Genomic DNA, 22,253 nt, shown 5'->3' with positions numbered 1-22,253 from the left:
GCCTCGCTTCAATATTCAATGCGCACCGATCATCGCCAGATGTTCGGCGACCGGACCCAGTGCGAGCGCCGGCACGTAGGTGAGCGCGCCCACCAGGAGCACCGTGCCCAGTAGCAGCACGACGAACAGCGGCCCATGCGTGGGCAGCGTGCCCGACGTTGCGGCGATACGCTTCTTGCGAGCCAGCCCGCCTGCAATTGCCAGGACCGGCACGATCACCCAGAACCGGCCGAACCACATCGCAATGGCGAGCGTGGTGTTGTAGAACGGCGTGTTGGCCGACAGCCCCGCGAACGCGCTGCCGTTGTTGTTCGCGGCGGAGCTGTAGGCGTAGAGGATTTCGGAGAAGCCGTGGGTGCCCGGGTTTGCCACGCCGGCCTGCCCCATCGGCAAGAGCACGGCGAGCGCGGTGCCGAGCAGCACGAGCAGTGGCGTCATGAGCACGGCCACGGCCACCATCTTCATCTCGAACGCCTCGATCTTCTTGCCCAGATACTCCGGGGTGCGGCCGATCATGAGGCCGGCCACGAAGACCGCGAGCATCGCGAAGACGAGCATGCCGTACAGGCCCGAGCCCACCCCGCCGAAGATCACTTCGCCCAGTTGCATCAGCAGCATCGGCACGAGGCCGCCCAGCGGCGTGAGCGAATCGTGCATGGCGTTGACCGCGCCGCACGACGCAGCCGTCGTTACCGTGGCGAAAATGCCCGATGCGACGATGCCGAAGCGCGTTTCCTTCCCTTCCATGTTGCCGCCCGCCTGGGTGGCACTGGCCTGCTGGTCGACACCGAGCGGCGTGAGCACCGGATTGCCGGCCTGCTCGGCCGAGACGGTCGCGACCGTCGCGATCGAGAAAGCGATGGTCATGGCCGCGAGAATCGCCAGCCCCTGACGACGATCGCCGACCATGCGCCCGAACGTGTGGCACAGCGCCGCGGGAATCAGGAAGATGGCGAGGATTTCGAGGAAATTCGACAACGGTGTCGGGTTCTCGTACGGGTGCGCCGAGTTCGCGTTGAAGAAGCCGCCTCCGTTGGTGCCGAGCATCTTGATCGCTTCCTGCGAAGCCACCGGGCCCATCGGCAACGTCTGCGTCTGCGTGAGCGCGGGCACCGTCACCGGCTTGCCCGCGGCATCGGTCTTCGGCTGACCGTCGGCGCCGAGCACCGGGTTGTCGTAGTGAGTGACCTGCAGCGTCGTGACATCCTTGTAGGCGTCGAAGTTCTGGATGACGCCCTGGCTCATCAACGCGGTGGCAAACACCACGCACAGCGGTATCAGGATGTAGAGCGTGATGCGCGTCATGTCCACCCAGAAATTGCCGATGGTCTGTGCCGTATGACGCGCGAATCCGCGAATCAGGGCGATGACGACGGCAATGCCCGTGGCCGCCGACAGGAAGTTCTGCACCGCCAGGCCAAGCATCTGCGTGAGGTAGCTCATCGTCGACTCGCCGACGTAGCCCTGCCAGTTCGTGTTGGCCACGAAACTCACGGCGGTGTTCAGCGACGAGTCGGGCGACACCGCGCCGAACCCCTGCGGGTTGAGCGGCAACCAGACCTGCCATCGCTGCAGCGCGTACACGGCGAGAGCGCCGAGCGCGTTGAAGCCGAGCAGCGCCACGGCATAGGCCCGCCAGTGCATTTCCTTGCCGGGATCGATCCCGCACAGTCGATAGAGCGCGCGCTCCAGCGGCGCGAACCAGCGGTTCACGCGCGATTCGCCGGCAAGCACGTCGGCCATGAATCGGCCAAGCGGCCCCGCCAGCACCAGCAGCACGGCGAGGAACACGCCGAGCTGAATCCATGCGTTGAGCGTCATGCCAGGTCCTCCGGCTTGAACAGCGCGTAAATGAGATAAGCGAGCAGCGCGAGCGTCAGTCCGCCGCTCAGCCAGTACATGGCTGTCATTGCTTGCCTCCTACCGACGCGCAAAACGCGACAAAGCCGACGGTCGTGGCGACGAACACCCCCAGGACGCCGAGATATATCCAGTCCATGACAATTCCCTTTCGTGTGGCGGCCGGCACGCCACGGGCGCGACGCGCCCTTGCATGCGCATGCCGACCGTGCCCTGAACGATACGGATCGGCGCGTAAAGAAGGGGACAAAAGGGATAAAGGGGGTGTAAACAGCGCGTAAACACGGGCAGACGAGAAAAAGCCCGCCGATATCGCTATCGGCGGGCTTCGGCCCGGACTGACATGGGTGGCGAGCGAGGGTCGCACCGGTATCGAACCGGCGTCGAACCGACGTCCATCGGACATTACTCGCTCACGTGCGCCCCCTTGCGCCAGACCTCCAGGACTTCCTTGCTCGGTTCAAGATTCAGATTCACGTTGCGCGGCGGGATCGGTTGCTGGAACCACGTTCGCTGAATCCGGCGAATTTCGCCCGAGCTGAAGAGATGCGCCAGTGTGGTGTCGACAAAGCGCTTGAACTGCGGATCGTCGCGACGCAGAATCAGCGCATTGAGCTCCGTCTCCAGCGGCGCCCCCACGATGGCGAGCGCCCCCGGGTCGCGCGCGTTGGCGCGGAACCCCGCTAGGAGCACGTCGTCGAGCGCGAACGCCTTGGCACGCCCTGTCTCGAGCGTGAGCATCGACTCGCCGTGGTCGCGGGCCGGAATCACGCGGTAGCCGATCTTGTCGGCCTGCATGCGCGCCAGACGCTCGCCAGTCGAGCCAGCCGACGCCACGAGGTTCTGCCCCTTGAGGTCTTCCAGCGAACGGATGTTGTCTTTCGCATTGACCAGCAACCGCACTTCCGACACGTAGTAGGGATGGCTGAAGCCGACCTGCTCGGCACGCTCCGGCGTGATGGTGTTCGGTGCGCAGTCCAGATCGACCGTGCCGTTCTTGACGAGCGGAATTCGGTTCTGCGGCGTGATCTACATCTCGCGCACACGCAGATTCGGCATGTTGAGCGCCGACTTCACCGCATCGACCACCGCATGGCAGAGGTCCATCGCGTACCCGACCGGCTTGCCCTTGTCAGTGACGTAGGCAAACGGAATCGCCGCTTCACGATAGCCAAGCGTAATCAAGCCGGTATCGTGAATTTTCTTGAGGGTGCCGGTCAGTTCACCGTTCACCGAGGGCAGCGGCACCACTGACGCGTTCGCTTTGGCGGGGTTGGCCGGGGTGGCGGCCGAGGCCGCCGACATCGCCCCCAAAGCGATGCCCAAAGCCGCGATCGACAGCGACAAGCCCGCGACGAGCCGTTTGGGCCCAGCCATCCAGTTGTTGACTTCGTTGAAACCGTTCACAGCAAATTCCTATCAAATTGACAGCACGATAGGAATTTACAGATATCGCTGATGCGAGACAAAGAAGCGTTTGTCATTAGCTTATGCGCGCCTGCCGGGCCATTACTCGGCGCGATCACCGCCCTCCTGCCAGAGGGCGAGTACGTCCTCCGACGGGTCGACATGGATCTCGTGACCATGCGGCGGTACGCGGGTCTGAAGCCAGGTCGTTTGCAGACGCGCCATGTCGCCGTTGCGGAACATCTGTGCCAGCGCGGCATCGACCTGGGCCTTGAACACGGGATCGTCGTTCGGAAGTACCAGGGCGTAACGCTCAGGCCGGTCCGCGAGCGGCGGCCCGACGACCTCGAACGCATCCGGCGTCTTGCTCGTCGCGCGCAAGCCTTCGAGCAACACCTCATCCAGAGCCAGTGCCTGAGCGCGGTGCGCGTCGAGCATGCGAAATGCGTCGTCGTAATCGCGCGCCATCAACAGTTGGAACCCGGACCGGGCATGCCGCGCGCGCACGAGTCGTTCGGCGGTCGTGCCCTGCACCACCGCGAGACGCAGCCCGCGAAGCTGCGCGATGCCGTCGATGCCGCTACCCCGGCGCACCAGCAGCCGAACGTCGGTGGCATAGTACGGCAGGCTGAACGCCACCTGCCGAGAACGCTCGGCCGTGACCGTCGACGGTGCACAGTCGATGTCGATCGCCTCGCCCTTGACCATCGGTGCACGCATCTGCTCGATGACGCGTACCGGCGTGATACGCAACGCGGGCAGATTCATCGAGCGCTGCAACGCGACCACGATGCGTGCGCAAAGTGCCCATGCGAGCCCGGTCGGAGCGTCCTGCGCGTCCACATACGAGAAAGGCACCGCCGCCTGGCGATACCCCAGCACGATGCGTTCGCGCTGGGCAATACGCGACAGGGTCGGGCTGTCGGCGACGGCGTCCGGCATCGAGGTCTCCCCGGGCCATCGCGCCGCCATCTCCCCGGTCGGACGGGGCAACCTCGGCATTCCCGGCAGCGTGGGTTCACCGGCGTGTGCCACCAGCGTGGCCATGGCCAGCCCCGCGGCCAGAAGACGCCGCCGGGCAAGGCCAAAGCGAGACACGCGCGCAATACGGGCGACGCGACGCAAAACGCTCGACGACGCGGAGCCGGGCGGAAGGAAGCGCGAGAGGCAGGGCGAGAGGAAAAGCAGACAAGGCGGCAGGGACATGGTCGACGCAGACACCTGAAGGGGAAAGTGCCCACACCTTAGCAACGTCCCCCCACCCGCCCGTCCGCCACGCGCGACTTTTCGGACAATTCCCGACTAACTCACTTTGCGCATGCCATCAGCCGCGCAGCGGCGATCAACGCGTGTGCGCCAACAGCGACTGCAACAGTTGTTCGTCGTCCTCCGGCGTGGGGGCGGTGTTGTCGAAACGGACCAGGCCGGGGAATGCCGCCGCCGGGGGCAGAAAGCGCCGCAAACGATACTCCTCCCAATGCTCGAGCTTGTAGGCGTCGTTCGGATTTCCCCGGCTTTCGATACGGGCCTTCGCGCGCGCCTCGTCAAGATCGACCCACACCACGTGCACGCCCACGTCGTCGTCCACGCCGAGCCAGCCGCGGTCGAACAGCAGTCCTTCGCGCAGTTCGCGCGAGAGCGGCCCCACGACGAGCACGTTCACACCGAGTCGCAAGTTCTCCCGGGCGGTCTCCAGCAAACCGGCGTATTCCGGCTCGCGAAGGGTCTCCAGGTAGAGCGGGCTGTCGCGATCGTTCGGATTGCCGGTGAGCGCCCCCATGACCGCGGCGCTGTAGGCGCCGTAAAGGGTATCCTTGTCGAGCAGGCAGAACGCCTCGCCGCTGCGCGCGATGAGCGGTCGGATCAGACGCTTGGCGAGCGTGGTCTTTCCCGCCCCGGCATGGCCGCAGAAAAAGATGAGGCGAGTCATGCGGCCGCCTTGCGCTCGAACATCACAAAGTGCTTGCGTACCGGCTCGAGCACCTCGAACACGCCCTCGAAGCCGGCCGGAATCACGCAGGCGTCGCCCGGGCCGAACTCCGCCGCGTTGCCGTCGAGGTCGCTGATACGAATCCGGCCTTCGATGACCGAGAAGAATTCCTGGCGATGCGCACCGAACGCGATGCGCCAGGCACCGGGCTCGCACGTCCATTCGCCGCAATCGAATTCGCCGAGCGCGTCGGTATAGAACGGCCGCGTCACACGCTGCGGATTGCCCCGCACGCGGCGCGCCTCGGCGGGGTGATCGAAGATGGCATCCCCCGCCTGGGCGGGAGCGAAAGTGATAAGCGAAGGTGCTGTCATCGGTATACCCAATTCGCGAAACGACAAAGTGCCAGGCACGGGAGCGGCGGACGTCGAAACGCCGGACGCATCAGTTGAGCGCGGCGCTCAGCTTACGCCGCCATGCCGACACGGTGGCCGGGTCCGTCTCGGCGAGCGCATCGAAGATGGCCAACATCGACTTGCGTGCCGCATCGTCACCGAACGAGCGATCGCGCTGTACCAGGTCGAGCAGCGCCTGCAGCGCCGGCTCGTACGCACGATCCGCCAGATAGCGATTTGCGAGATCGAGCCGCGCCTGAAGGTTGTCCGGCTCGCTTTGCACCCGCGCGAGCAGCGCCGGCGCGGGTGGCAGATGGCTGGCCTGCTCGGCTGCCGCGATGCGCGTGGCGAGTGCCGCGATCCGGGCGTCGCCGCTCGCGGCCGTACGCGGCGAAAGCAACGCGAGCTCGGCGCGCGCGGCCCCCGCGTCGCCCATGCGGAGCAGCACGTCGACCAGATCGAGACGCACGTCGTCGTGCGCGGGGTCGAGCGCCAGCGCAGCCTGCAATGCATCGCGCGCCACCTCCGGCCTGCCCTCGGCCAACGCATCGCGCGCCACGCGACGGGCCATGTCGGCCGGGTTCGGCACGATGCGGTCGATGAACTCGCGAAGCTGCCCTTCCGGCAGCGCCCCGACGAACTGGTCGACGGGTTCGCCGTCGACAAAGGCCACCACCGTCGGCAGGCTACGCACGCCGTATTCCGCGCAAAGCTGCGCGTTCTCGTCGGCATTGATCTTCACAAGACGGATACGCCCCTGCGCTTCGGCCTCGAGCTTCTCGAGCAACGGCCCGAGCACGTTGCACGGGCCGCACCACGGCGCCCAGAAGTCGGCCAGCACGGGCACCTGATGCGAGACGGCCAGCACGTCGGCGTCGAAACTGGCGAGATTGGTATCGATCATAGGGTCTGTCGAGCGTGGTAAATTGCATGAACGACAACCGTTAGGCATGAAAAGACGCATGGCAAACGGCCGTCAGATTAGCGCATGGTAATCGCAAAACTGGGCATATCGTTACGGACGCGCTTCAGCGCTCCGGGTTCCCGCTCCGGCCGCAGGTCGCCGGCGGGGTTCACGACACGCAAGGAGGCACATGCACGCAGGCCACGGCACGGCAATTTTTTTCACCCAACTGCTTTTGCTCGTACTCGTCGGCCGCTTGCTCGGCGAGCTCATGCAGCGCCTGCGCCAGCCGGCGGTCATGGGACAGCTGCTCGCGGGCGTATTGCTCGGCCCGTCGATCTTCGGCGCGCTGCTGCCCGAGTGGCAGCATGCCATCTTTCCTGACAGCGACACCCAGAAGAAGATGCTCGATGCCGTCTCCGAGCTGGGCGTGCTGTTGCTGCTGCTCTCCACGGGGCTCGAGACCGATCTGGGGCTGGTCCGGCGCATGAAGCGCATGGCGATTTTCGCCTCGGCGGGCGGCATGTTGATCCCGTTCGCCTGCGGCTTCGCGCTCGGCTGGCACCTGCCCGACAGTTTGCTGCCACATCCCGAGGCGCGTCTCGTCACGTCGTTGTTCCTCGGCACCGCGCTGTCGATCTCATCCGTCAAGGTCGTGGCGATGGTCATCCGCGAGGTCGACTACCTGCGCCGCAACATCGGACAGATCATTCTCGCGGCGGCCATTCTCGACGACACCACCGGGTGGATCATCATTGCAGCTATCGCCGGCCTGGGCGCCAGCGGCACGATCGACCTCGGACACCTGGCGTTCAGCCTGGGCGGCACGCTGTTGTTCATCGTGCTGTGTTTCACCGTCGGCAAACGCGCGGTGGCTGTGGCGATTCGCTGGACGAACGACCGCTTCACCATCGAGATGCCGGTACTCAGCGCGATTCTCGTGATCACCTTCGTGCTCGCGCTTGCCACCGACCGCCTGGGCGTGCACACCGCGCTCGGCGCGTTCATGGCCGGCGTGATGATCGGGCAGTCCCCGATTCTCTCCGAGCAGATCGAAACGCAGTTGCGCGGTCTGATCGTCGCTCTGTTCGCCCCGGTGTTCTTCGGCGTGGCGGGACTCTCCGTCGACCTGACGATTCTGCTCGACTGGCGCATGCTCGGGCTCGTTGCGGGGCTGATTCTGATCGCGAGCATCGGCAAGTTCACCGGCTGTTTTGCGGGCGGGCGCCTTGGCGGCATGTCCTCGGCCGAAGCACTCGCGTTGGCCACCGGCATGAACGCGCGCGGCTCCACCGAGATCATCGTGGCGAGCATCGGCCTCTCGCTTGGCGTGCTCAGCAAGGATCTGTTCACGATGATCGTCATCATGGCGCTCATCACCACGCTCATCATGCCGCCGGTGCTGCGACGCGCGCTGGTGCGCATTCCGCTCTCGGCGCAGGAGAAGGCGCGACTCGAGAAGGAGGCGGCGGAGGAAAAGGACTTCCTGCCGAATGTCGAGCGCATTCTGGCCGCCGTCGACGGCAGCGCCAATGGACGCTTCGCCGCGTGGCTCGCCGGACTGACGGCCGGGGTGCGCGGCACGCTCACCACTGTGCTCGCCCCGTCGCCGGCGCCCTCGGACGGCGCCAAGGCCGACCGCGAAGTCGACGCACCGGCGCGCTCGCCCGCGCGACCGGCGAAGGACAAGTCGGCGATCGGTGCCGACGAGGAAGGCGCCGGTCGTGACGCCTACGACATCGCATTGGCCGCTGCGCAAATCGCTATCCCCCGCGCACCGGGGACCCCCGGCGTCAAGGATGACACCGGCGCCAATCCGTCGCGCGAGGCGGCTCGCCTCGTGCTACGTGAGCGCACCGGCAAGGCCCCGCCGAAGACGCCGGACCTGCCCCACGGCCCCGTCAAGGAAAGCGAAGACGGCCAGGCCGGCGACGGGAACGCTGGCGACGCCAGCCGCCGTGGCAAGTCGGCAGACGTGCCGAAACACGAACCGGTTGGTGAAGCGCATGACGACAAGCGCGTGAGCGAGGCCAGCGAGACCGGTGAATTCGTCGCGAGCGACCCGGCGGACGCGGTGCGCGAGGAGGCGGCGGCACAGCCGGACCTCAGCCACGAGGCCGCGCGCATCTCGGACGAAATCGCCAAGGGTTACGGCTTCGTCATCACCGGATTCGACACGCCGGGACAAGAGTCGGATTCCGATGTCCCGCCATTGCCGTTGCCCACGGGCGTGCTGCCGCTCACCAAGGCGTTCGACGGCGCCATCGGCATCGTGCTCGCCCACGGCGACCACGCACGCAAGCCCGATGCGCCGCTCAACATCCTCGTGCCGGTCTCGGGCACGGACTACTCGCGGCATGCCGCCGAACTCGCGATCACGTTGGCGCGGGCCGCCAACGCACCGGTGACCGCCCTGCACGTCTCGGCGCGAGTGGCGCCGGGCATGCTGCATCGGCGCTGGCGGCCCCGCGTGTTGCGCCCGGACGCCGCGGAGGCGGCCATGCTCGAGAATCTGCACGCGCTCGCTAAGCGAAATGGTGTGAAACTGCGCACGCGTCTGCTCGCGGGCGGCAAGGTCGACGACGCCGTGCTGCACCAGATTCACCACGGCAAACACAATCTGCTCGTGCTCGGCGTGCAGCCGCGTTTCGGCGATCGCCTGAACTTCGGCGCCGTCTCGCACCGCCTTCTCGAAGAGCGCCGCTGTTCGGTGATCGTGCTAAGTGCGTGATGTGCGCACCGGCCGCGCGAGCACCGCAATGAAAAAACGCCTGGACGATTCGATGCGCGCCCGCGGCAAGCCTTAGGCAGCTTCGGGACGCTTCGGGAAGCCTCAGGATGCCGCAGGCTTGCGCTCGGGCAGCGGAATCCACTCCGTCTCGCCCGGGACCTTGCCCATCTGCTGGGCCGTCCATGCGGCCTTGGCCTGTTCGATCCGCTCACGGCTCGATGACACGAAGTTCCAGAAGATGAAGCGATCGCCGTCGAGGGGCGCACCGCCGAGCAACATCAGGCGCGCCGGTCGATCGCCAGCCACGATGCGCGCGTCGGTACCGGGCGCGAGTACGCCCATGCGCTGCTCGGGCAGCACTTCATCGTTGACCGTCACTTCGCCCTCGACGGTATAGACCGCGCGCTCGGCATACTCGGGCGGCAGCACGAACGCGGCACAGGGAGCCATGTCGACGGCCAGGTAGAAGATCGGCGAAAACACCTTCACCGGCGACGTCTCACCGAAGGCCGTCCCCAGAATCAGACGCATGTGCACGCCCGGCAGAAAGATGTCGGGCAGCGACGACGCCTCGTGGTGCGCGAACGTGGGTTCGGCCTCTTCATCGGCTTGCGGCAGTGCCACCCATGTCTGGATGCCGTGCACGTTGCCACCGCGCTGGCGCACGTCATCCGGGGTGCGCTCGGAATGCACGATGCCACGCCCGGCGGTCATCCAGTTCACGGCGCCCGGTGTGATGCGTTGATCGCTGCCGAGACTGTCGCGGTGCCAGATTTCGCCATCGAAAAGATACGTGACAGTGGCCAGCCCGATGTGCGGATGCGGGCGAACGTCCATGCCCTGCCCCGGTGCAAGCGTGGCCGGCCCCATGTGATCGAAAAAGATAAACGGCCCGACCGTCTTGAACGGCAGGCTCGGCAGGCTGCGCTGCACGGTGAAGGCGCCGATGTCGCTCAGGTGTGGCTTGAGTACGGCAAGGAAGGGACTCGTGGAATCGGTCATGGCGCATTTCTCCTGCGGTCTTGGGGGACTGGGTGAAGCGATTGTAGAGGACATTGCGGGCCGGCTCCATGACACCTGCGCATGATTGCCGCGACGCGGCGCATGCTGCGCACATGCGCCGCGCCCATCGATCCTATAATGCAGGGATCCCATGACATTACCCGCACGCATGACGCGTGCATCCGCTTATGAACAAGGCCTTCGTCAAGGAAGACACCGGCGACGACGACGACGATCTCGACGCCGGCGCACCGCCGATTCCACCGGGCACCAAGAACTACATCACGCCGACGGGCTACCGCCGTCTGAAGGACGAGTTGCTCGACCTCATCGACAATCAGCGCCCGGAGGTGGTGAAGATCGTGTCCTGGGCGGCGTCCAACGGCGACCGCTCGGAAAATGGCGATTACATCTACGGCAAGCGGCGCCTGCGGGAAATCGACCGGCGCATCCGCTTCCTGACACGTCGGCTGGACAACGCCGAAGTGGTGGACACGCGTCGCCAGGAGAATGTCGACCAGGTGTTCTTCGGCGCGGAAGTTACGTACGCCGACGGCAAGGGAGACGAGCACACGATCATGATCGTCGGCATCGACGAGGTCGATCTCGAACGGGGTCACGTGAGTTGGATTTCGCCGATCGCCCGCGCCATCACCAAGGCGAAGGTCGGCGACACCGTGCCGCTTCGCACGCCGGCCGGACTCGACCAGATCGAGATTCTCGACGTGCGCTATCCGCCGCCGTCGGAGTGACGACCGCCGCCGATCAGTAGTCGCCGCGCTCGCGCGTGATGCGCATGGCGTGATTGGCTCGCACCTCTTCCTGGTGACGCTCGCTCGGCCGCTCGCGTGCCACGCGCATGACGTCCGGGTTCACGCGCACGCGCCGCATCACGTTGGCCAGATGCACCCGGTCGCTGACCTGGATGAGGAATCGCAGCGTGGCGGATTCGTCGGGCACCACTTCGTCCATTCCGATATGCACGATGTTGGCGTCCGACGCCGTGATATCGGCCGCGACCCGCGAAAACACGCCGCGGTTGTGACGCACCAGCACCTTGATGCCCACGTCGAACAGGCGGCCAGGCTGAGGCGCCCAGGCGACGTCGATCCACCGCGTGGGGTCCTTGCGATGGATGCGGCGCGCCACCGGGCATTCGGTCGTATGAATCGCCATGCCCAGCCCGATGCCGATGTAGCCCATGATGGCGTCGCCCGGAATCGGACGACAGCATGACGAGAACTGCACCGACATCCCTTCCGTGCCGGTAATAAGCACCGGCGGCCCGACGGTCTCCTCGCCGTTGCGGGGCGAATCCGGATCGTCCGGGCTATCCGCGTCGTTCTCGCTTTCCTTGCCCGACGAGAGCACCGCGAGGCGCTTGGCGAGCACGGCGGCCACACGGCGTCCGAGACCGATGTCGGCAAAGATGTCCTGTCGATCCTTGTTGCCCGTCCACTGCGCGAGCTTGTCCCAGATCTCGGCGCTGATCTCGGCCATCGTCAGACCGTACCCCTTGAGCGCCTGCTCGACCAGGCGTTCGCCGAGCTGCACCGACTCGGCAAAGCGCATCGTCTTGAGGTAATGCCGAATGGCCGAGCGCGCCTTTCCGGTGCGCACGAAGCCGAGCCACACCGGGTTCGGCTTCGAATAGGGCGCCGTGATGACTTCCACGATATCGCCGTTCTTGAGCTCCGTGCGCAGCGGCAGCAACTCGTTGTTGATCTTCACGGCCACGCACTGGTTGCCCAGATCGCTGTGCACGGCGTAGGCGAAGTCGAGTGCCGTGGCGCCGCGCGGCAGCGCCATGATGCGCGCCTTGGGCGTGAAGACGTAGACGGCGTCAGGGAACAGGTCGACCTTGACGTGCTCGAGGAACTCCGTGGAATCGCCCGTCTCGCTCTGAATGTCGAGCAGCGACTGCAGCCATTGATGCGCGTGCTTCTGCACATCGTTCATGTCGGCGCCGCCGTTCTTGTACAGCCAATGCGCCGCCACGCCCGCTTCCGCGATCTCGTGCATGCGGCGCGTGCGAATCTGGAACTCGATGGGGGTTCCGAACGGGCCGACCAGCGTGGTATGCAGCGACTGGTAGCCGTTGACCTTGGGGATGGCGATATAGTCCTTGAACTTGCCCGGCACAGGCTTGTAAAGGGCGTGCAACACGCCCAGCGCCAGGTAACACTGCGCGTTGGACTCAACCACGACACGGAAACCGTAGACATCCAGCACCTGCGAGAAAGACAGCTGCTTTTCCTGCATCTTGTTGTAGATGCTGAAGAGCGTCTTCTCGCGGCCGAAGACATCGGCGCTCACGCCGCCGTCCTTCAGGGCTTTTTCGACGGCGTCGAGAATCTTGCTCACGACCTCGCGCCGGTTGCCGCGCGCGGCCTTCACGGCCTTGTCGAGCACGGCGTAGCGACGCGGGTAGTAGTTCGCGAAGCTAAGGTCCTGCAGCTCGCGATAGGTATTGTTCAGGCCCAGACGGTGGGCGATGGGCGCGTAGATGTCGAGCGTTTCGCGCGCCACGCGGCGCTGCTTCTCCGTCGAGGTCACGCCCAGCGTGCGCATGTTGTGCAGCCGATCGGCGAGCTTGACGAGGATCACGCGAACGTCGCGCGACATCGCCAGCAGCATCTTGCGAAAGCTTTCGGCCTGCGCCTCTTCCCGGCTGCGAAACTCCATCTTGTCGAGTTTCGACAGACCGTCGACCAGCTCCGCGACCTTCGGCCCGAATCGCTCGGCGAGTTCGGCCTTCGTCACGCCCTGGTCTTCCATCACGTCATGCAACAGCGCTGCCATGATCGATTGCGCATCGAGCTTCCACTCGGCACAAATTTCGGCAACGGCGACGGGATGGGTAATGTAAGGCTGTCCGCTCTGGCGATACTGGCCCAGGTGGGCTTCATCGCTGAACTGGAATGCCTCCTTGATCTGCGCGAGGTCGCTCTCCTTGAGGTATTCCCCAAGCATGCCCTTCAGACGGGCGATCGAGACGACCTCGTGCTTGCGCGGCTGTTCGGGCGTGGCCGTCGGACCAAAAAGGTGCCGATACGACTGCTCGAGCAGCGCGTCGATGTACTGCCGCGTGGCGCTTTCGCCCTTCTTTTTCTTGCGTTCGGGCTTCGGCTCCCCCGCTTTGGGTTCATCCGCAGCGATGGACGCGGCCGGAGATTTCGCATGACTCATACGTGTACCTGCATCGTCGAGCGGCCCGGAACGTCACATCGCATCAGTGCAGTCTCCCGATCAGACCGGCACTTTCTTGAGCATCTCGATGCCGACCTGACCCGCCGCGATTTCACGCAGCGCGACAACGGTCGGCTTGTCCTTGTTGTTCTCGAGCTTGGGCGTATGACCCTGCGCCAGTTGGCGGGCGCGGTACGTCGCGGCGAGCGCCAGCTCGAAGCGATTCGGGATCTTTTTCAGGCAGTCTTCAACGGTAATTCGGGCCATAGGGAGGTTCCTTCTAGATATAGTCCGTATTCTATCGCAGCCGGCGCACACCCGCGCAAAACGCTAGCGCCGCCGGTGATTGCGACGGGGTTACTGGGGCTCGTTCGGTGCGTGGATGTCCAGGTCGGTGAACAGTGTCTTATGCCGCGCATATTGCGACGGGAAACGCAGTCGTGTCGCAGTGAATACCGACTGCAACTGTGCGAGCGCGCGCTGGAAGTCGTCGTTGATGATGATGAAGTCCGCTTCGGGCGCGTGGGCGATCTCGCCGCCGGCGGCGAGCAGGCGTCGCGCGATCACGTTGGGCTCGTCGGTGCCGCGCTTTTTCAGGCGCTCCTCGAGCGCGGCGATCGACGGCGGCAAAATGAAGATGCCCACCGCGTTCGAGAAGCGCTTGCGCACCTGCTGCGCGCCCTGCCAATCGATCTCCAGCAGCACGTCGCGGCCTTCGCGCATCTGGTCTTCGATCCACACGCGCGACGTGCCGTAATAATTGCCATGCACTTCCGCGCTTTCGAGAAACTCGCCGCGCTTGCGACGTTCGAGAAACTGTTCGACGGAAATGAAGTTGTAATGCACGCCCTCTTCCTCGTTCGCACGCGGTGCACGCGTCGTGCACGAGATCGACAGGCGAACTTCGCCGTCCTGCGCGAGCAGCGCGTTTACGAGTGTCGACTTGCCCGCGCCGGACGGAGCGACCACCATGAACAGGTTGCCGGGATACACGGCGTGCATCGGGGTTTGCGGGGCTTGGGATGGCGAGGACATGCGGGTTACTCCAGATTCTGCACTTGCTCTCGCATCTGCTCGATGTAGAGCTTGAGCTCCATCGACGCATCGGCGAGTTCCTTCGAGGCCGCCTTCGAGCCGAGCGTATTCGCTTCGCGATTGAGCTCCTGCATCATGAAGTCGAGCCGTTTTCCGACCAGTCCCCCCTTCTCGAGAACATGACGGGTTTCCTTCAGGTGAGCGTCGAGCCGCGTGAGTTCTTCCGCGACGTCGATGCGCACGCCGTACATGGTCACTTCCTGACGGATGCGCTCGGCGATTTCGTCCTTGCCGGGCGCGGCCGATCCTTCCGGCACCACGACGCCCAGCGCTTCCTGCAAGCGATCGACGATCTTCTGCTGGTGACGCGCGATCAAATCGGGCACCATCGGCTGGAGGTCGACGAGAATCGTCTCCATTTTCTCGATGCGCTCGATCAGGCTGACCTTGAGCTGGGCGCCTTCGCGCCTGCGCACTTCGACGAGCTCGCCGATGGCGGCGCGCCCGGCATCGATTACGGCGTCGCGCAGCGCTTCGGCCGTCACCGACTCCTCACCGAGCACCCCGGGCCAGCGGAGGATTTCGCCGGTGCGCATGCGCTCCGCATCCGGGAAAAGCTTGAGCACCTGTTGCTCGAGATCGGCGAGTTGCTTCACGGCGTCGAGGTTGAGCGCGCCGCTCGTGCCGCTCTCGGGACGCTGCACGTTGATGCGGATGTCGACCTTGCCGCGCGAGAGCTTGGCGGTGAGCGATTCGCGCAGCACGGGCTCGCACGCACGCGCTTCCTCGGGCATGCGAAATGCCAGATCGAGAAAGCGCGAGTTGACCGTGCGCAATTCGACCGACACGCTCGCGCCTGCGGCTCCATCGGCATGCGCAATGTCGCGCGTGACGCTGGCGTAGCCGGTCATACTGTAGATGTTGTTGTCTTTCATCGGGGTGACCGGTGCCACGGCCGCGCGAGGGATTCTCAACGGGGCAGGGCGGCGACCGGATTCGCATGCAATGGATGAAACGCGATTATCGCATTTTCCGGCCCTTCGCTCAGGAATCGGCGCGCGGCGGCGGCGCGTGCCGCCAAGGTTGCGGCGTTTAGCGATACCATTCGGGTATTGCCGCATCCATTCACCTCGCAGGACACCCACACATGACGCCCATCACCCGACCGGACGGCCGTGCGCTCGACGCATTGCGCCCCGTGCGCATCACCCGCCAATACACCCGCTACGCCGAAGGCTCGGTGCTCATCGAATGTGGCGAGACGAAGGTCATCTGCACGGCCAGCGTGGAAGAGAAAGTGCCGGGATTCCTGCGCGACTCCGGACAGGGCTGGCTCACCGCGGAGTACGGCATGTTGCCGCGCGCCACGCACACGCGCGGCGACCGTGAGGCCGCACGCGGCAAGCAAAGCGGACGCACACAGGAAATCCAGCGCCTGATTGGCCGCTCGCTGCGCGCCGTGTTCGATCTCGAGAAGTTCGGCCCGCGCACCCTCCAGATCGATTGCGACGTGATCCAGGCCGACGGCGGCACACGTTGCGCGTCGATCACCGGCGCCTTCGTGGCGGCGCATGACGCCGTCTCGAAACTCGTTGCCGAGGGCAAGCTCGAATCGTCGCCCATTCGCGCGCACGTCGCCGCCGTGTCGGTCGGTTTGTACCAGGGGCACCCGGTGCTGGACCTGAACTACGCGGAAGACTCCGCCTGCGACACCGACATGAACGTCATCATGACGAGCGAAGGCGGCTTCGTCGAAATCCAGGGAACGGCCGAGGGCGAGCCCTTCACGCGCGCGCAGAGCAACGCCCTGCTCGATCTGGCCGACGCCGGCATTCGTCAGTTGATCGACGCGCAGAAGCGCGCGCTGGGAGCCTGACGATGGCGATGCAGAAGATCGTGCTGGCGTCGAACAACCCGGGCAAGCTGCGCGAGTTCGCGTCGTTGTTCGAGCCGCTGGGTATCGAGCTGATTCCGCAGGGCATGCTCGGCGTTTCCGAGGCGGAGGAGCCGCACGTCACCTTCATCGAAAACGCGCTCGCGAAGGCTCGTCACGCGTCCGCGGCGACCGGCCTGCCCGCGCTGGCCGACGACTCCGGCCTGTGCGTGCCGATTCTGGGCGGTGCGCCCGGCGTGTATTCCGCGCGTTATGCGGCTCGCGCCGGGCGCGAGAAATCCGACGCCGCGAACAATCGTCACCTGATCGAGCAACTCGCCCCGCACGCGGACACGCCCGGCTATCGCGACGCGTATTACTTCGCTGCACTGGTGCTCGTGCGTCACGCGAACGACCCGCAGCCGATCATTGCCGAGGGGCGCTGGGACGGCGAGATTGTCGACACGCCACGCGGCGCGCACGGTTTCGGCTACGACCCGCACTTCCTCATTCGCTCGCTGGATCAGACCGCCGCCGAACTCGACCCCGCCGTGAAAAACGCCCATAGCCATCGTGCCCGCGCCCTGCGCGTGCTGCTCGAGAAGCTGGGCCGGGAGGCGTAAGCGGTATGAGTCACTCCACGTTGCCCGTGCAGACCTTCCTGCGACCCGGCCAGATCAGTCTTCCGGCATTGCCGCCGATGTCGTTGTACGTGCATTTTCCGTGGTGCGTGCGCAAGTGTCCGTATTGCGATTTCAACTCGCATGAATGGCGCGGCGACGGGGGTGCGCAGGCGTTTCCGGAGCAAGCCTATCTCGACGCCCTGCGCCAGGATCTGGAGCAGGCGCTGCCGCTGGTGTGGGGACGTCCGGTGCACACCGTCTTTATCGGCGGGGGCACACCGAGCCTGCTCTCGGCCGCCGGCCTCGACCGGCTGCTCTCGGACCTGCGCGCCCTGCTCCCGCTCGACGCCGACGCCGAAATCACGATGGAGGCGAATCCCGGCACGTTCGAGGCGGACAAGTTCCGCAGCTTTCGCGCAAGCGGCGTCAATCGCCTGTCGATCGGTATCCAGAGCTTCAACAGCGAGCATCTGAAGGCGCTCGGGCGCATTCACGACGGCGACGAAGCGCGCCACGCCATCGAGATCGCGCAGGCGAACTTCGAGAACTTCAACCTCGATCTGATGTTCGCGCTGCCGAACCAGACGCTGGCGCAGTGTCGGCAGGATGTGGAGACAGCGCTCTCGTTCGCGCCGCCGCATCTGTCGCTCTATCACCTGACGCTCGAGCCGAATACACAATTCCACAAGTATCCGCCGACCGTGCCCGACGACGACACCGCCGCGGACATGCAGGACTGGATCGCCGAGCGCACGGCCGCGGCCGGCTACGGGCACTATGAGGTGTCGGCCTATGCGCGAGCGCATCGGCGCGCGAAGCACAACGTGAATTACTGGGAATTCGGCGATTATCTCGGCATCGGCGCGGGGGCGCACAGCAAAATCTCGTTCCCGCACCGCGTGTTGCGCCAGATCCGGCACAAGCATCCTCAGCGGTTCATGGAAGCGGCGGCCGCCGGCAATGCGATTCAGGAAGAACGGGAGGTCGACGCGCGCGACCTGCCCTTCGAGTTCATGCTCAACGCGTTACGGCTGACCGACGGCGTGAAGAGCGAGCTGTTCGCCGATCGCACCGGGCTGCCGATGGCGCGCATCGCGAAGGCGCTGAGCGAGGCGGTCGCGAAGGGATTGATCGTCGACGATCCGCAGCGCATCGCGCCGACCGAGCTCGGACAGCGTTTCCTGAACGACCTGCAGGGCATGTTCCTCGATCGCGACCCGGCGTGATCCTCGTCGGCGCCGGAATCAACCCGGCGCCGTCCTCATCTCCCGCAATGCCTTTCGAATGATCTTGCCGGTGACGGTCATCGGCAGCTCCGGCAGGAAGACGACCTTGCGCGGGTATTCGTGCGCCGCGAGGCGGTGCTTCACGAAGTCCTGGATTTCCCTGGCGAGCGTGTCGGACGGCCCGTAGCCTTCGCGCAGCACGATGAAGGCCTTCACGATTTCCGTGCGAAGCGCGTCGGGCTCGCCGATCACGGCGGCGAACTGCACCGACGGATGCCGGATCAGGCAGTCCTCGATCGGCCCTGGGCCGATCCGATATCCGGCGCTGGTGATCACGTCGTCCGAGCGCCCGGTGAAGGTGATGTATCCCTGTTCGTCGACGAAACCCGAATCGCCTGTGAGCAGGTAGTCGCCGCGATACTTTTCCATCGTGGCGTCGGGGTTGTGCCAGTAGCCGAGGAACATGACCGGGTTGGGTCGTGCGATCGCGATGTTGCCGACGGCGCCAACGGGCAGCGGCTTGCCGTCGTCGTCGACGATGGTGACGTCGTGGCCGCGGACTGCGCGTCCGATGGCGCCGGGCAGCGCCGGGAATTCCGCTGCGCACGACGACACCACCATGTTGCATTCCGTCTGGCCGTAGAACTCGTTGATCTCGACGCCGAGATGCTCGCGCCCCCAGGCCAGCAGTTCAGGGCCGAGCGACTCGCCGCCGCTGGCGACCGAGCGCAGTTGCAGGGGCCAGTGCTCGCGCGGCGACGCCACGGTGCGCAGCATCTTGAGCGCCGTGGGCGGGAGGAACGTGTTGCGCACACCGTGGCGCGCCATGAGGTCGAAGGCGGCGACGGGATCGAACTTCTCGAAGCGGCGCGAGAGCACCGGAACGCCATGGTGCAGCGCGGGCAGCAGCACGTCGAGCAGTCCGCCGATCCAGGCCCAGTCGGCGGGCGTCCAGATGAGGTCGCCCGCCTGAGGAAACCCGTTGTGCGACGTTTCGACGCCGGGCAGGTGGCCGAGCAGGACCCGATGCGCGTGCAGTGCGCCCTTGGGCTTGCCGGTCGTGCCGGAGGTGTAGATGATCAGCGCCGGCGCGTCGGCTCGGGTCTGGACGGGTTCGAATTGCGCGTCACGCGAGGCGATGGCCGGCCAGAGCGCGAGCAGGCCGTCTTCGGCCACGCCCCAGTCCTGGTCGTCCGTCACGTGATGGTGCGCTTCGGGAAGGTCGTCGTGCACGACATAGACCAGGCGCAGATCGGGCAATTCGGCGCGGATGTCGTCGATCTTGCCGACGCTCGCGAGGTCGGTCACGAGCACGGTTGCGCCGGAGTTCTGTAGCCGATAGGCCAGCGCTTCGGGACCGAAAAGCGTGAAGAGCGGCACGGCGATGGCGCCGAGCTTGTAGGCGGCAACGTGGGCGACGAGCGTGGCGGGCGACTGTGGCAGGAAGATGCCGATGCGGTCACCGGTCTTGACGCCGTTGGCGCGCCATTCGTTGGCGAGTTGATTCGAGAGTTGCCTGAGGGTATCGAACGTGAGGCGCACGTGCGAGCCGTCGGCGCTTTCGTGGATGAGGGCCAGGCGATTCGTGCCATCGGCCCACTTGTCGCATACGTCGACGCCGATGTTGTAGAGCGTGGGAATCTGCCACGCGAAAGGCTGTGCGGTCTGGGCAGTTTGCCCGTCGGTCGCGCGTTCACCGCTGGCGTCATTCGACGTCTCTTTGGCGTGGGCGCGGGAGGTGTCGGCATCCATGCGCTGTCTCCGGGTCATGTCTGGCCTCGCACGGGAACGCGAAGGGCGTTCACCGCACGTCTTCAAGCATGATGCATGCCGGAGGCGGACAAAACAAGGGGTGTCCGGGGGAAACACTAGGATTTGAGCGGGGTGCGAGGTGATTTCGGTGAGAAGGTAGCTTCACACGACGTGATGAGCGGGTATAATGCCGGCTGCCGTGCGGTACCGGTCTGCGTTGGGCACCCGACGCCGAATCTTCCCGGACCGCACGCATCCCCAGCCGTCCCGTCGGACGGCGCCTGTGCCGCGACAGCCCGTCGTGCGCAACGCCTCGGAGGCGTGCCAGAGTGGTTTAATGGACTGGTCTTGAAAACCAGCGAAGGGGTAACCCTTCCGTGAGTTCGAATCTCACCGCCTCCGCCAGAATTTCTTGGTTTTCACGGTAGTGGTTACTGACCTTCGCCGACAGTGCTCCGCAATTTTTTCTGGGGCGCTCCGCAAAAAGCGCGATTTTCACACCGGGTAGCCCAACCATTGCACGCCGACGGGGCGGAAATTCCCAACTCCGTCCGCGCGGGGTCCGGTCGCTAGATCCAGTTTATGAAGTTCGTTAGGTTCTGGGCGTCGGCAGAGTGATCGAGGTTTGCATTCATCTCCATCATAGAAATAAACGCCAAACGCCTTGCGTCGTTCTTCGCTACGAGGCCAAGATGAGCCTCGATCGCGCCCATCTCCCAAACCCATATGTTGTGACCCCGAAGTTGTTGTGCAAGTCGAGCAATCTCGACTGACCTGGCTTGGGCAAGCATTGCGAACGCGTGCTCGGGGGTAACCACACACAAATTCCCTTGAACATCTCTCTTTGCCGGGAAATTATCGGTTCCCAACGTGAAATTGTTGGCCACCGCATTAGCCACAAACCAATCTCGGCAAGATACGAAATCCGGATCCTGATCACTAATGAAGCCCGACTGTGGTGCAGTCTTAAACATGTAGTCCAGATCAACCACAGCTTTGGGAGCGAACCCCACCTCCCTGAGAACGCGGATCATCGGCGCGACAGAACCGCTACCGCTGGCTTCAATCAAGCAAACTCTCCCCTGGCCCAACGTACGTCTAGACACCACCTTGTACATAGGAGGGATGACCATCATCTCCGTCTTTCCCTCAACGATCAACACCTTCTCCGAGAACATCAGGTAGGTGGCATGTTGAAGCGCAAATATTACTTGCGCTTGGTGCGGATGTTGGGCAATAGCCTGCGCAGCGGTGCTTAGCTTGTTTCGCACGACCGATCCCTCAGGCTGCGCCTTATAAACCACGCTTGTACTGAGAACATCGTTACCAATCAATAACGGCGAGTGAGTGGAAAAGATCACTTGAAAATTTTGAGCCGATAATGCCTTGAGCGATTCTCGAAGAACTTCAATTGCCTGTGGATGCAAATACAACTCTGGCTCATCAATAAGAAGAACCGTTGTTGCTCCATTTGCCCGCTGCTGATGAATCTGTGATGCAAGAAGCTTAATAAGTGCCATCTGAACAGATCGCTGTGCACCGTGACCAAATGACGCAAATGGACGACTCCCCCCAGCATCGTCGGATAACGAGATCGTGGCTGACTTAACCAGATCCTCGAGCGACGGAGGCTCAATATTTAGGTGCAACGAAAGTCCCGGAAAAAAATCAGCCACTGCGCTCGTTGCATCAGCTTCAAGCGTGTTTAGCTCGCGAATTCGCCCACCACCGGAAAGATGCCCGCTCAGTGCGTTGATATCAGAGACCACCGCCTGCAAAGCCTGAGCATTGTTCGCACGAATTTGATCGACGCAAAATTTAAGTAGTAAACCTATTGTATTCCTGGCCGCAAAACGCCCAACATCAACAGCAGCGTCGTCCATTGCCTCGATGTATAAAGGTTCGGGAAAAAGAACACCGATTGCGTTATCAAGGCCAGTTGGATTTACAACCCACTCGCCCGCCCCCCCATCGAAGACATCTACCCGGATCTGAGCTGCAGTAGTGACGGGAGTGTCTTGACGCCGCCTAAATCTCAACCTTCCATTATCCAAGTACCTACCCAGACTGGCTCGCTGATTTTCAGGAAGCAACGTCAGATCAACATTTGATATGAGTCCTTCAACAGTGACGGGCAATTCGGCATTATGGAAAGCGTGCTCTGTCAAAACCGACTTTCTAAGCAGCCAATTAATTGCACGCAAAACATTAGACTTCCCAGAATTATTGTATCCAATGATAGGATTAAACTGACCTGCCCCCTTCAATAGGGCCAATGGGCTTCTAGCAAAGTCCCTTTAAACCAACTCCTGGAAAGCGGCAGGAG

At 64.2% G+C, this 22,253-nt stretch carries 20 protein-coding genes and 1 tRNA gene; 6 read left to right on the top strand and 15 right to left on the bottom strand.

Annotated elements, in window-relative coordinates; genetic code table 11:
- Positions 1–15: 15 nt before the first annotated feature.
- From kdpA to trxA, 8 genes are all read right to left on the bottom strand, one after another.
- Entirely contained in the window at positions 16–1,821 is a 1,806-nt protein-coding gene (kdpA, locus tag PMO31116_RS22155; protein WP_150568591.1) for a potassium-transporting ATPase subunit KdpA, read from the bottom strand.
- Positions 1,818–1,910, bottom strand: a complete 93-nt coding sequence (gene kdpF, locus PMO31116_RS22150) for a K(+)-transporting ATPase subunit F (RefSeq protein ID WP_063504882.1) — start codon at positions 1,908–1,910, stop codon at positions 1,818–1,820. The genes kdpA and kdpF overlap by 4 nt, the downstream gene beginning before the upstream one ends.
- 355 nt (positions 1,911–2,265) lie before the next feature.
- On the bottom strand, positions 2,266–2,889 hold the full coding sequence (locus PMO31116_RS24180) for a transporter substrate-binding domain-containing protein (RefSeq protein WP_343038639.1): 624 nt from the start codon (positions 2,887–2,889) through the stop codon (positions 2,266–2,268).
- Complete coding sequence (locus tag PMO31116_RS24175; RefSeq protein ID WP_246185434.1) at positions 2,890–3,267, bottom strand: type 2 periplasmic-binding domain-containing protein; 378 nt, start codon at positions 3,265–3,267, stop codon at positions 2,890–2,892. It abuts the gene before it with no gap.
- A gap of 102 nt (positions 3,268–3,369) precedes the next feature.
- Positions 3,370–4,473: an amino acid ABC transporter substrate-binding protein gene (locus tag PMO31116_RS22140; RefSeq protein WP_150568590.1), complete on the bottom strand. Its 1,104-nt coding sequence runs from the start codon at positions 4,471–4,473 to the stop codon at positions 3,370–3,372.
- A gap of 136 nt (positions 4,474–4,609) precedes the next feature.
- Positions 4,610–5,197, bottom strand: a complete 588-nt coding sequence (locus PMO31116_RS22135; protein ID WP_150568589.1) for a P-loop nucleotide/nucleoside kinase family protein — start codon at positions 5,195–5,197, stop codon at positions 4,610–4,612.
- Complete coding sequence (locus PMO31116_RS22130; RefSeq protein WP_150568588.1) at positions 5,194–5,571, bottom strand: cupin domain-containing protein; 378 nt, start codon at positions 5,569–5,571, stop codon at positions 5,194–5,196. The genes PMO31116_RS22135 and PMO31116_RS22130 overlap by 4 nt, the downstream gene beginning before the upstream one ends.
- Before the next feature lie 70 nt (positions 5,572–5,641).
- Positions 5,642–6,493, bottom strand: coding sequence for a thioredoxin (gene trxA, locus PMO31116_RS22125; protein ID WP_150568620.1), 852 nt, complete (start codon positions 6,491–6,493; stop codon positions 5,642–5,644).
- A 193-nt stretch (positions 6,494–6,686) separates the two neighbouring features.
- Between trxA and PMO31116_RS22120 the strand changes: the two genes are divergently transcribed.
- Entirely contained in the window at positions 6,687–9,227 is a 2,541-nt protein-coding gene (locus PMO31116_RS22120; protein ID WP_150568587.1) for a cation:proton antiporter domain-containing protein, read from the top strand.
- A 102-nt stretch (positions 9,228–9,329) separates the two neighbouring features.
- Here PMO31116_RS22120 and PMO31116_RS22115 read toward each other — a convergent pair whose 3' ends face one another.
- On the bottom strand, positions 9,330–10,229 hold the full coding sequence (locus PMO31116_RS22115) for a pirin family protein (RefSeq protein WP_150568586.1): 900 nt from the start codon (positions 10,227–10,229) through the stop codon (positions 9,330–9,332).
- Between the two features lie 188 nt (positions 10,230–10,417).
- Between PMO31116_RS22115 and greB the strand changes: the two genes are divergently transcribed.
- A complete protein-coding gene (gene greB / locus PMO31116_RS22110; RefSeq protein ID WP_023595431.1) occupies positions 10,418–10,981 on the top strand; it encodes a transcription elongation factor GreB in 564 nt (187 codons plus the stop codon).
- Positions 10,982–10,994: 13 nt separating this feature from the next.
- Here the strand turns inward: greB and PMO31116_RS22105 are convergent, their stop codons facing one another.
- From PMO31116_RS22105 to PMO31116_RS22090, 4 genes are all read right to left on the bottom strand, one after another.
- Positions 10,995–13,418 (bottom strand): RelA/SpoT family protein, encoded by a 2,424-nt coding sequence (locus PMO31116_RS22105; protein WP_150568585.1) that lies wholly within the window; start codon positions 13,416–13,418, stop codon positions 10,995–10,997.
- Between the two features lie 60 nt (positions 13,419–13,478).
- Positions 13,479–13,685 (bottom strand): DNA-directed RNA polymerase subunit omega, encoded by a 207-nt coding sequence (rpoZ, locus tag PMO31116_RS22100; protein WP_023595429.1) that lies wholly within the window; start codon positions 13,683–13,685, stop codon positions 13,479–13,481.
- Between the two features lie 90 nt (positions 13,686–13,775).
- Entirely contained in the window at positions 13,776–14,453 is a 678-nt protein-coding gene (gene gmk, locus PMO31116_RS22095; RefSeq protein ID WP_150568584.1) for a guanylate kinase, read from the bottom strand.
- Between the two features lie 5 nt (positions 14,454–14,458).
- Positions 14,459–15,388, bottom strand: coding sequence for a YicC/YloC family endoribonuclease (locus PMO31116_RS22090; protein ID WP_023595427.1), 930 nt, complete (start codon positions 15,386–15,388; stop codon positions 14,459–14,461).
- A 212-nt stretch (positions 15,389–15,600) separates the two neighbouring features.
- On the opposite strand from PMO31116_RS22090, the gene rph reads away from it, so the two are divergent.
- From rph to hemW, 3 genes are read left to right on the top strand one after another with little or no spacing between them, the layout of a single operon-like run.
- The gene (gene rph, locus PMO31116_RS22085) at positions 15,601–16,329 is read left to right on the top strand and encodes a ribonuclease PH (protein WP_150568583.1); all 729 of its coding nucleotides are present in this window, start codon (positions 15,601–15,603) and stop codon (positions 16,327–16,329) included.
- Between the two features lie 2 nt (positions 16,330–16,331).
- Positions 16,332–16,949, top strand: a complete 618-nt coding sequence (gene rdgB, locus PMO31116_RS22080) for an RdgB/HAM1 family non-canonical purine NTP pyrophosphatase (protein ID WP_023595425.1) — start codon at positions 16,332–16,334, stop codon at positions 16,947–16,949.
- A 5-nt stretch (positions 16,950–16,954) separates the two neighbouring features.
- The gene (hemW, locus tag PMO31116_RS22075) at positions 16,955–18,175 is read left to right on the top strand and encodes a radical SAM family heme chaperone HemW (protein WP_023595424.1); all 1,221 of its coding nucleotides are present in this window, start codon (positions 16,955–16,957) and stop codon (positions 18,173–18,175) included.
- Positions 18,176–18,193: 18 nt separating this feature from the next.
- On the opposite strand, the gene PMO31116_RS22070 is transcribed toward hemW, so the two are convergent.
- Positions 18,194–19,927: an acyl-CoA synthetase gene (locus PMO31116_RS22070; protein WP_150568582.1), complete on the bottom strand. Its 1,734-nt coding sequence runs from the start codon at positions 19,925–19,927 to the stop codon at positions 18,194–18,196.
- A gap of 315 nt (positions 19,928–20,242) precedes the next feature.
- On the opposite strand from PMO31116_RS22070, the gene PMO31116_RS22065 reads away from it, so the two are divergent.
- A tRNA-Ser gene (locus PMO31116_RS22065) sits at positions 20,243–20,332 on the top strand.
- A gap of 164 nt (positions 20,333–20,496) precedes the next feature.
- Here PMO31116_RS22065 and PMO31116_RS22060 read toward each other — a convergent pair.
- Positions 20,497–22,203, bottom strand: a complete 1,707-nt coding sequence (locus tag PMO31116_RS22060; RefSeq protein ID WP_150568581.1) for an ATP-dependent nuclease — start codon at positions 22,201–22,203, stop codon at positions 20,497–20,499.
- Positions 22,204–22,253 lie beyond the last annotated feature (50 nt).

The sequence above is a fragment of the Pandoraea morbifera genome (assembly GCF_902459575.1).
GTDB lineage: Bacteria > Pseudomonadota > Gammaproteobacteria > Burkholderiales > Burkholderiaceae > Pandoraea > Pandoraea morbifera.
This window is presented reverse-complemented; position numbering and strand designations above follow the sequence as displayed.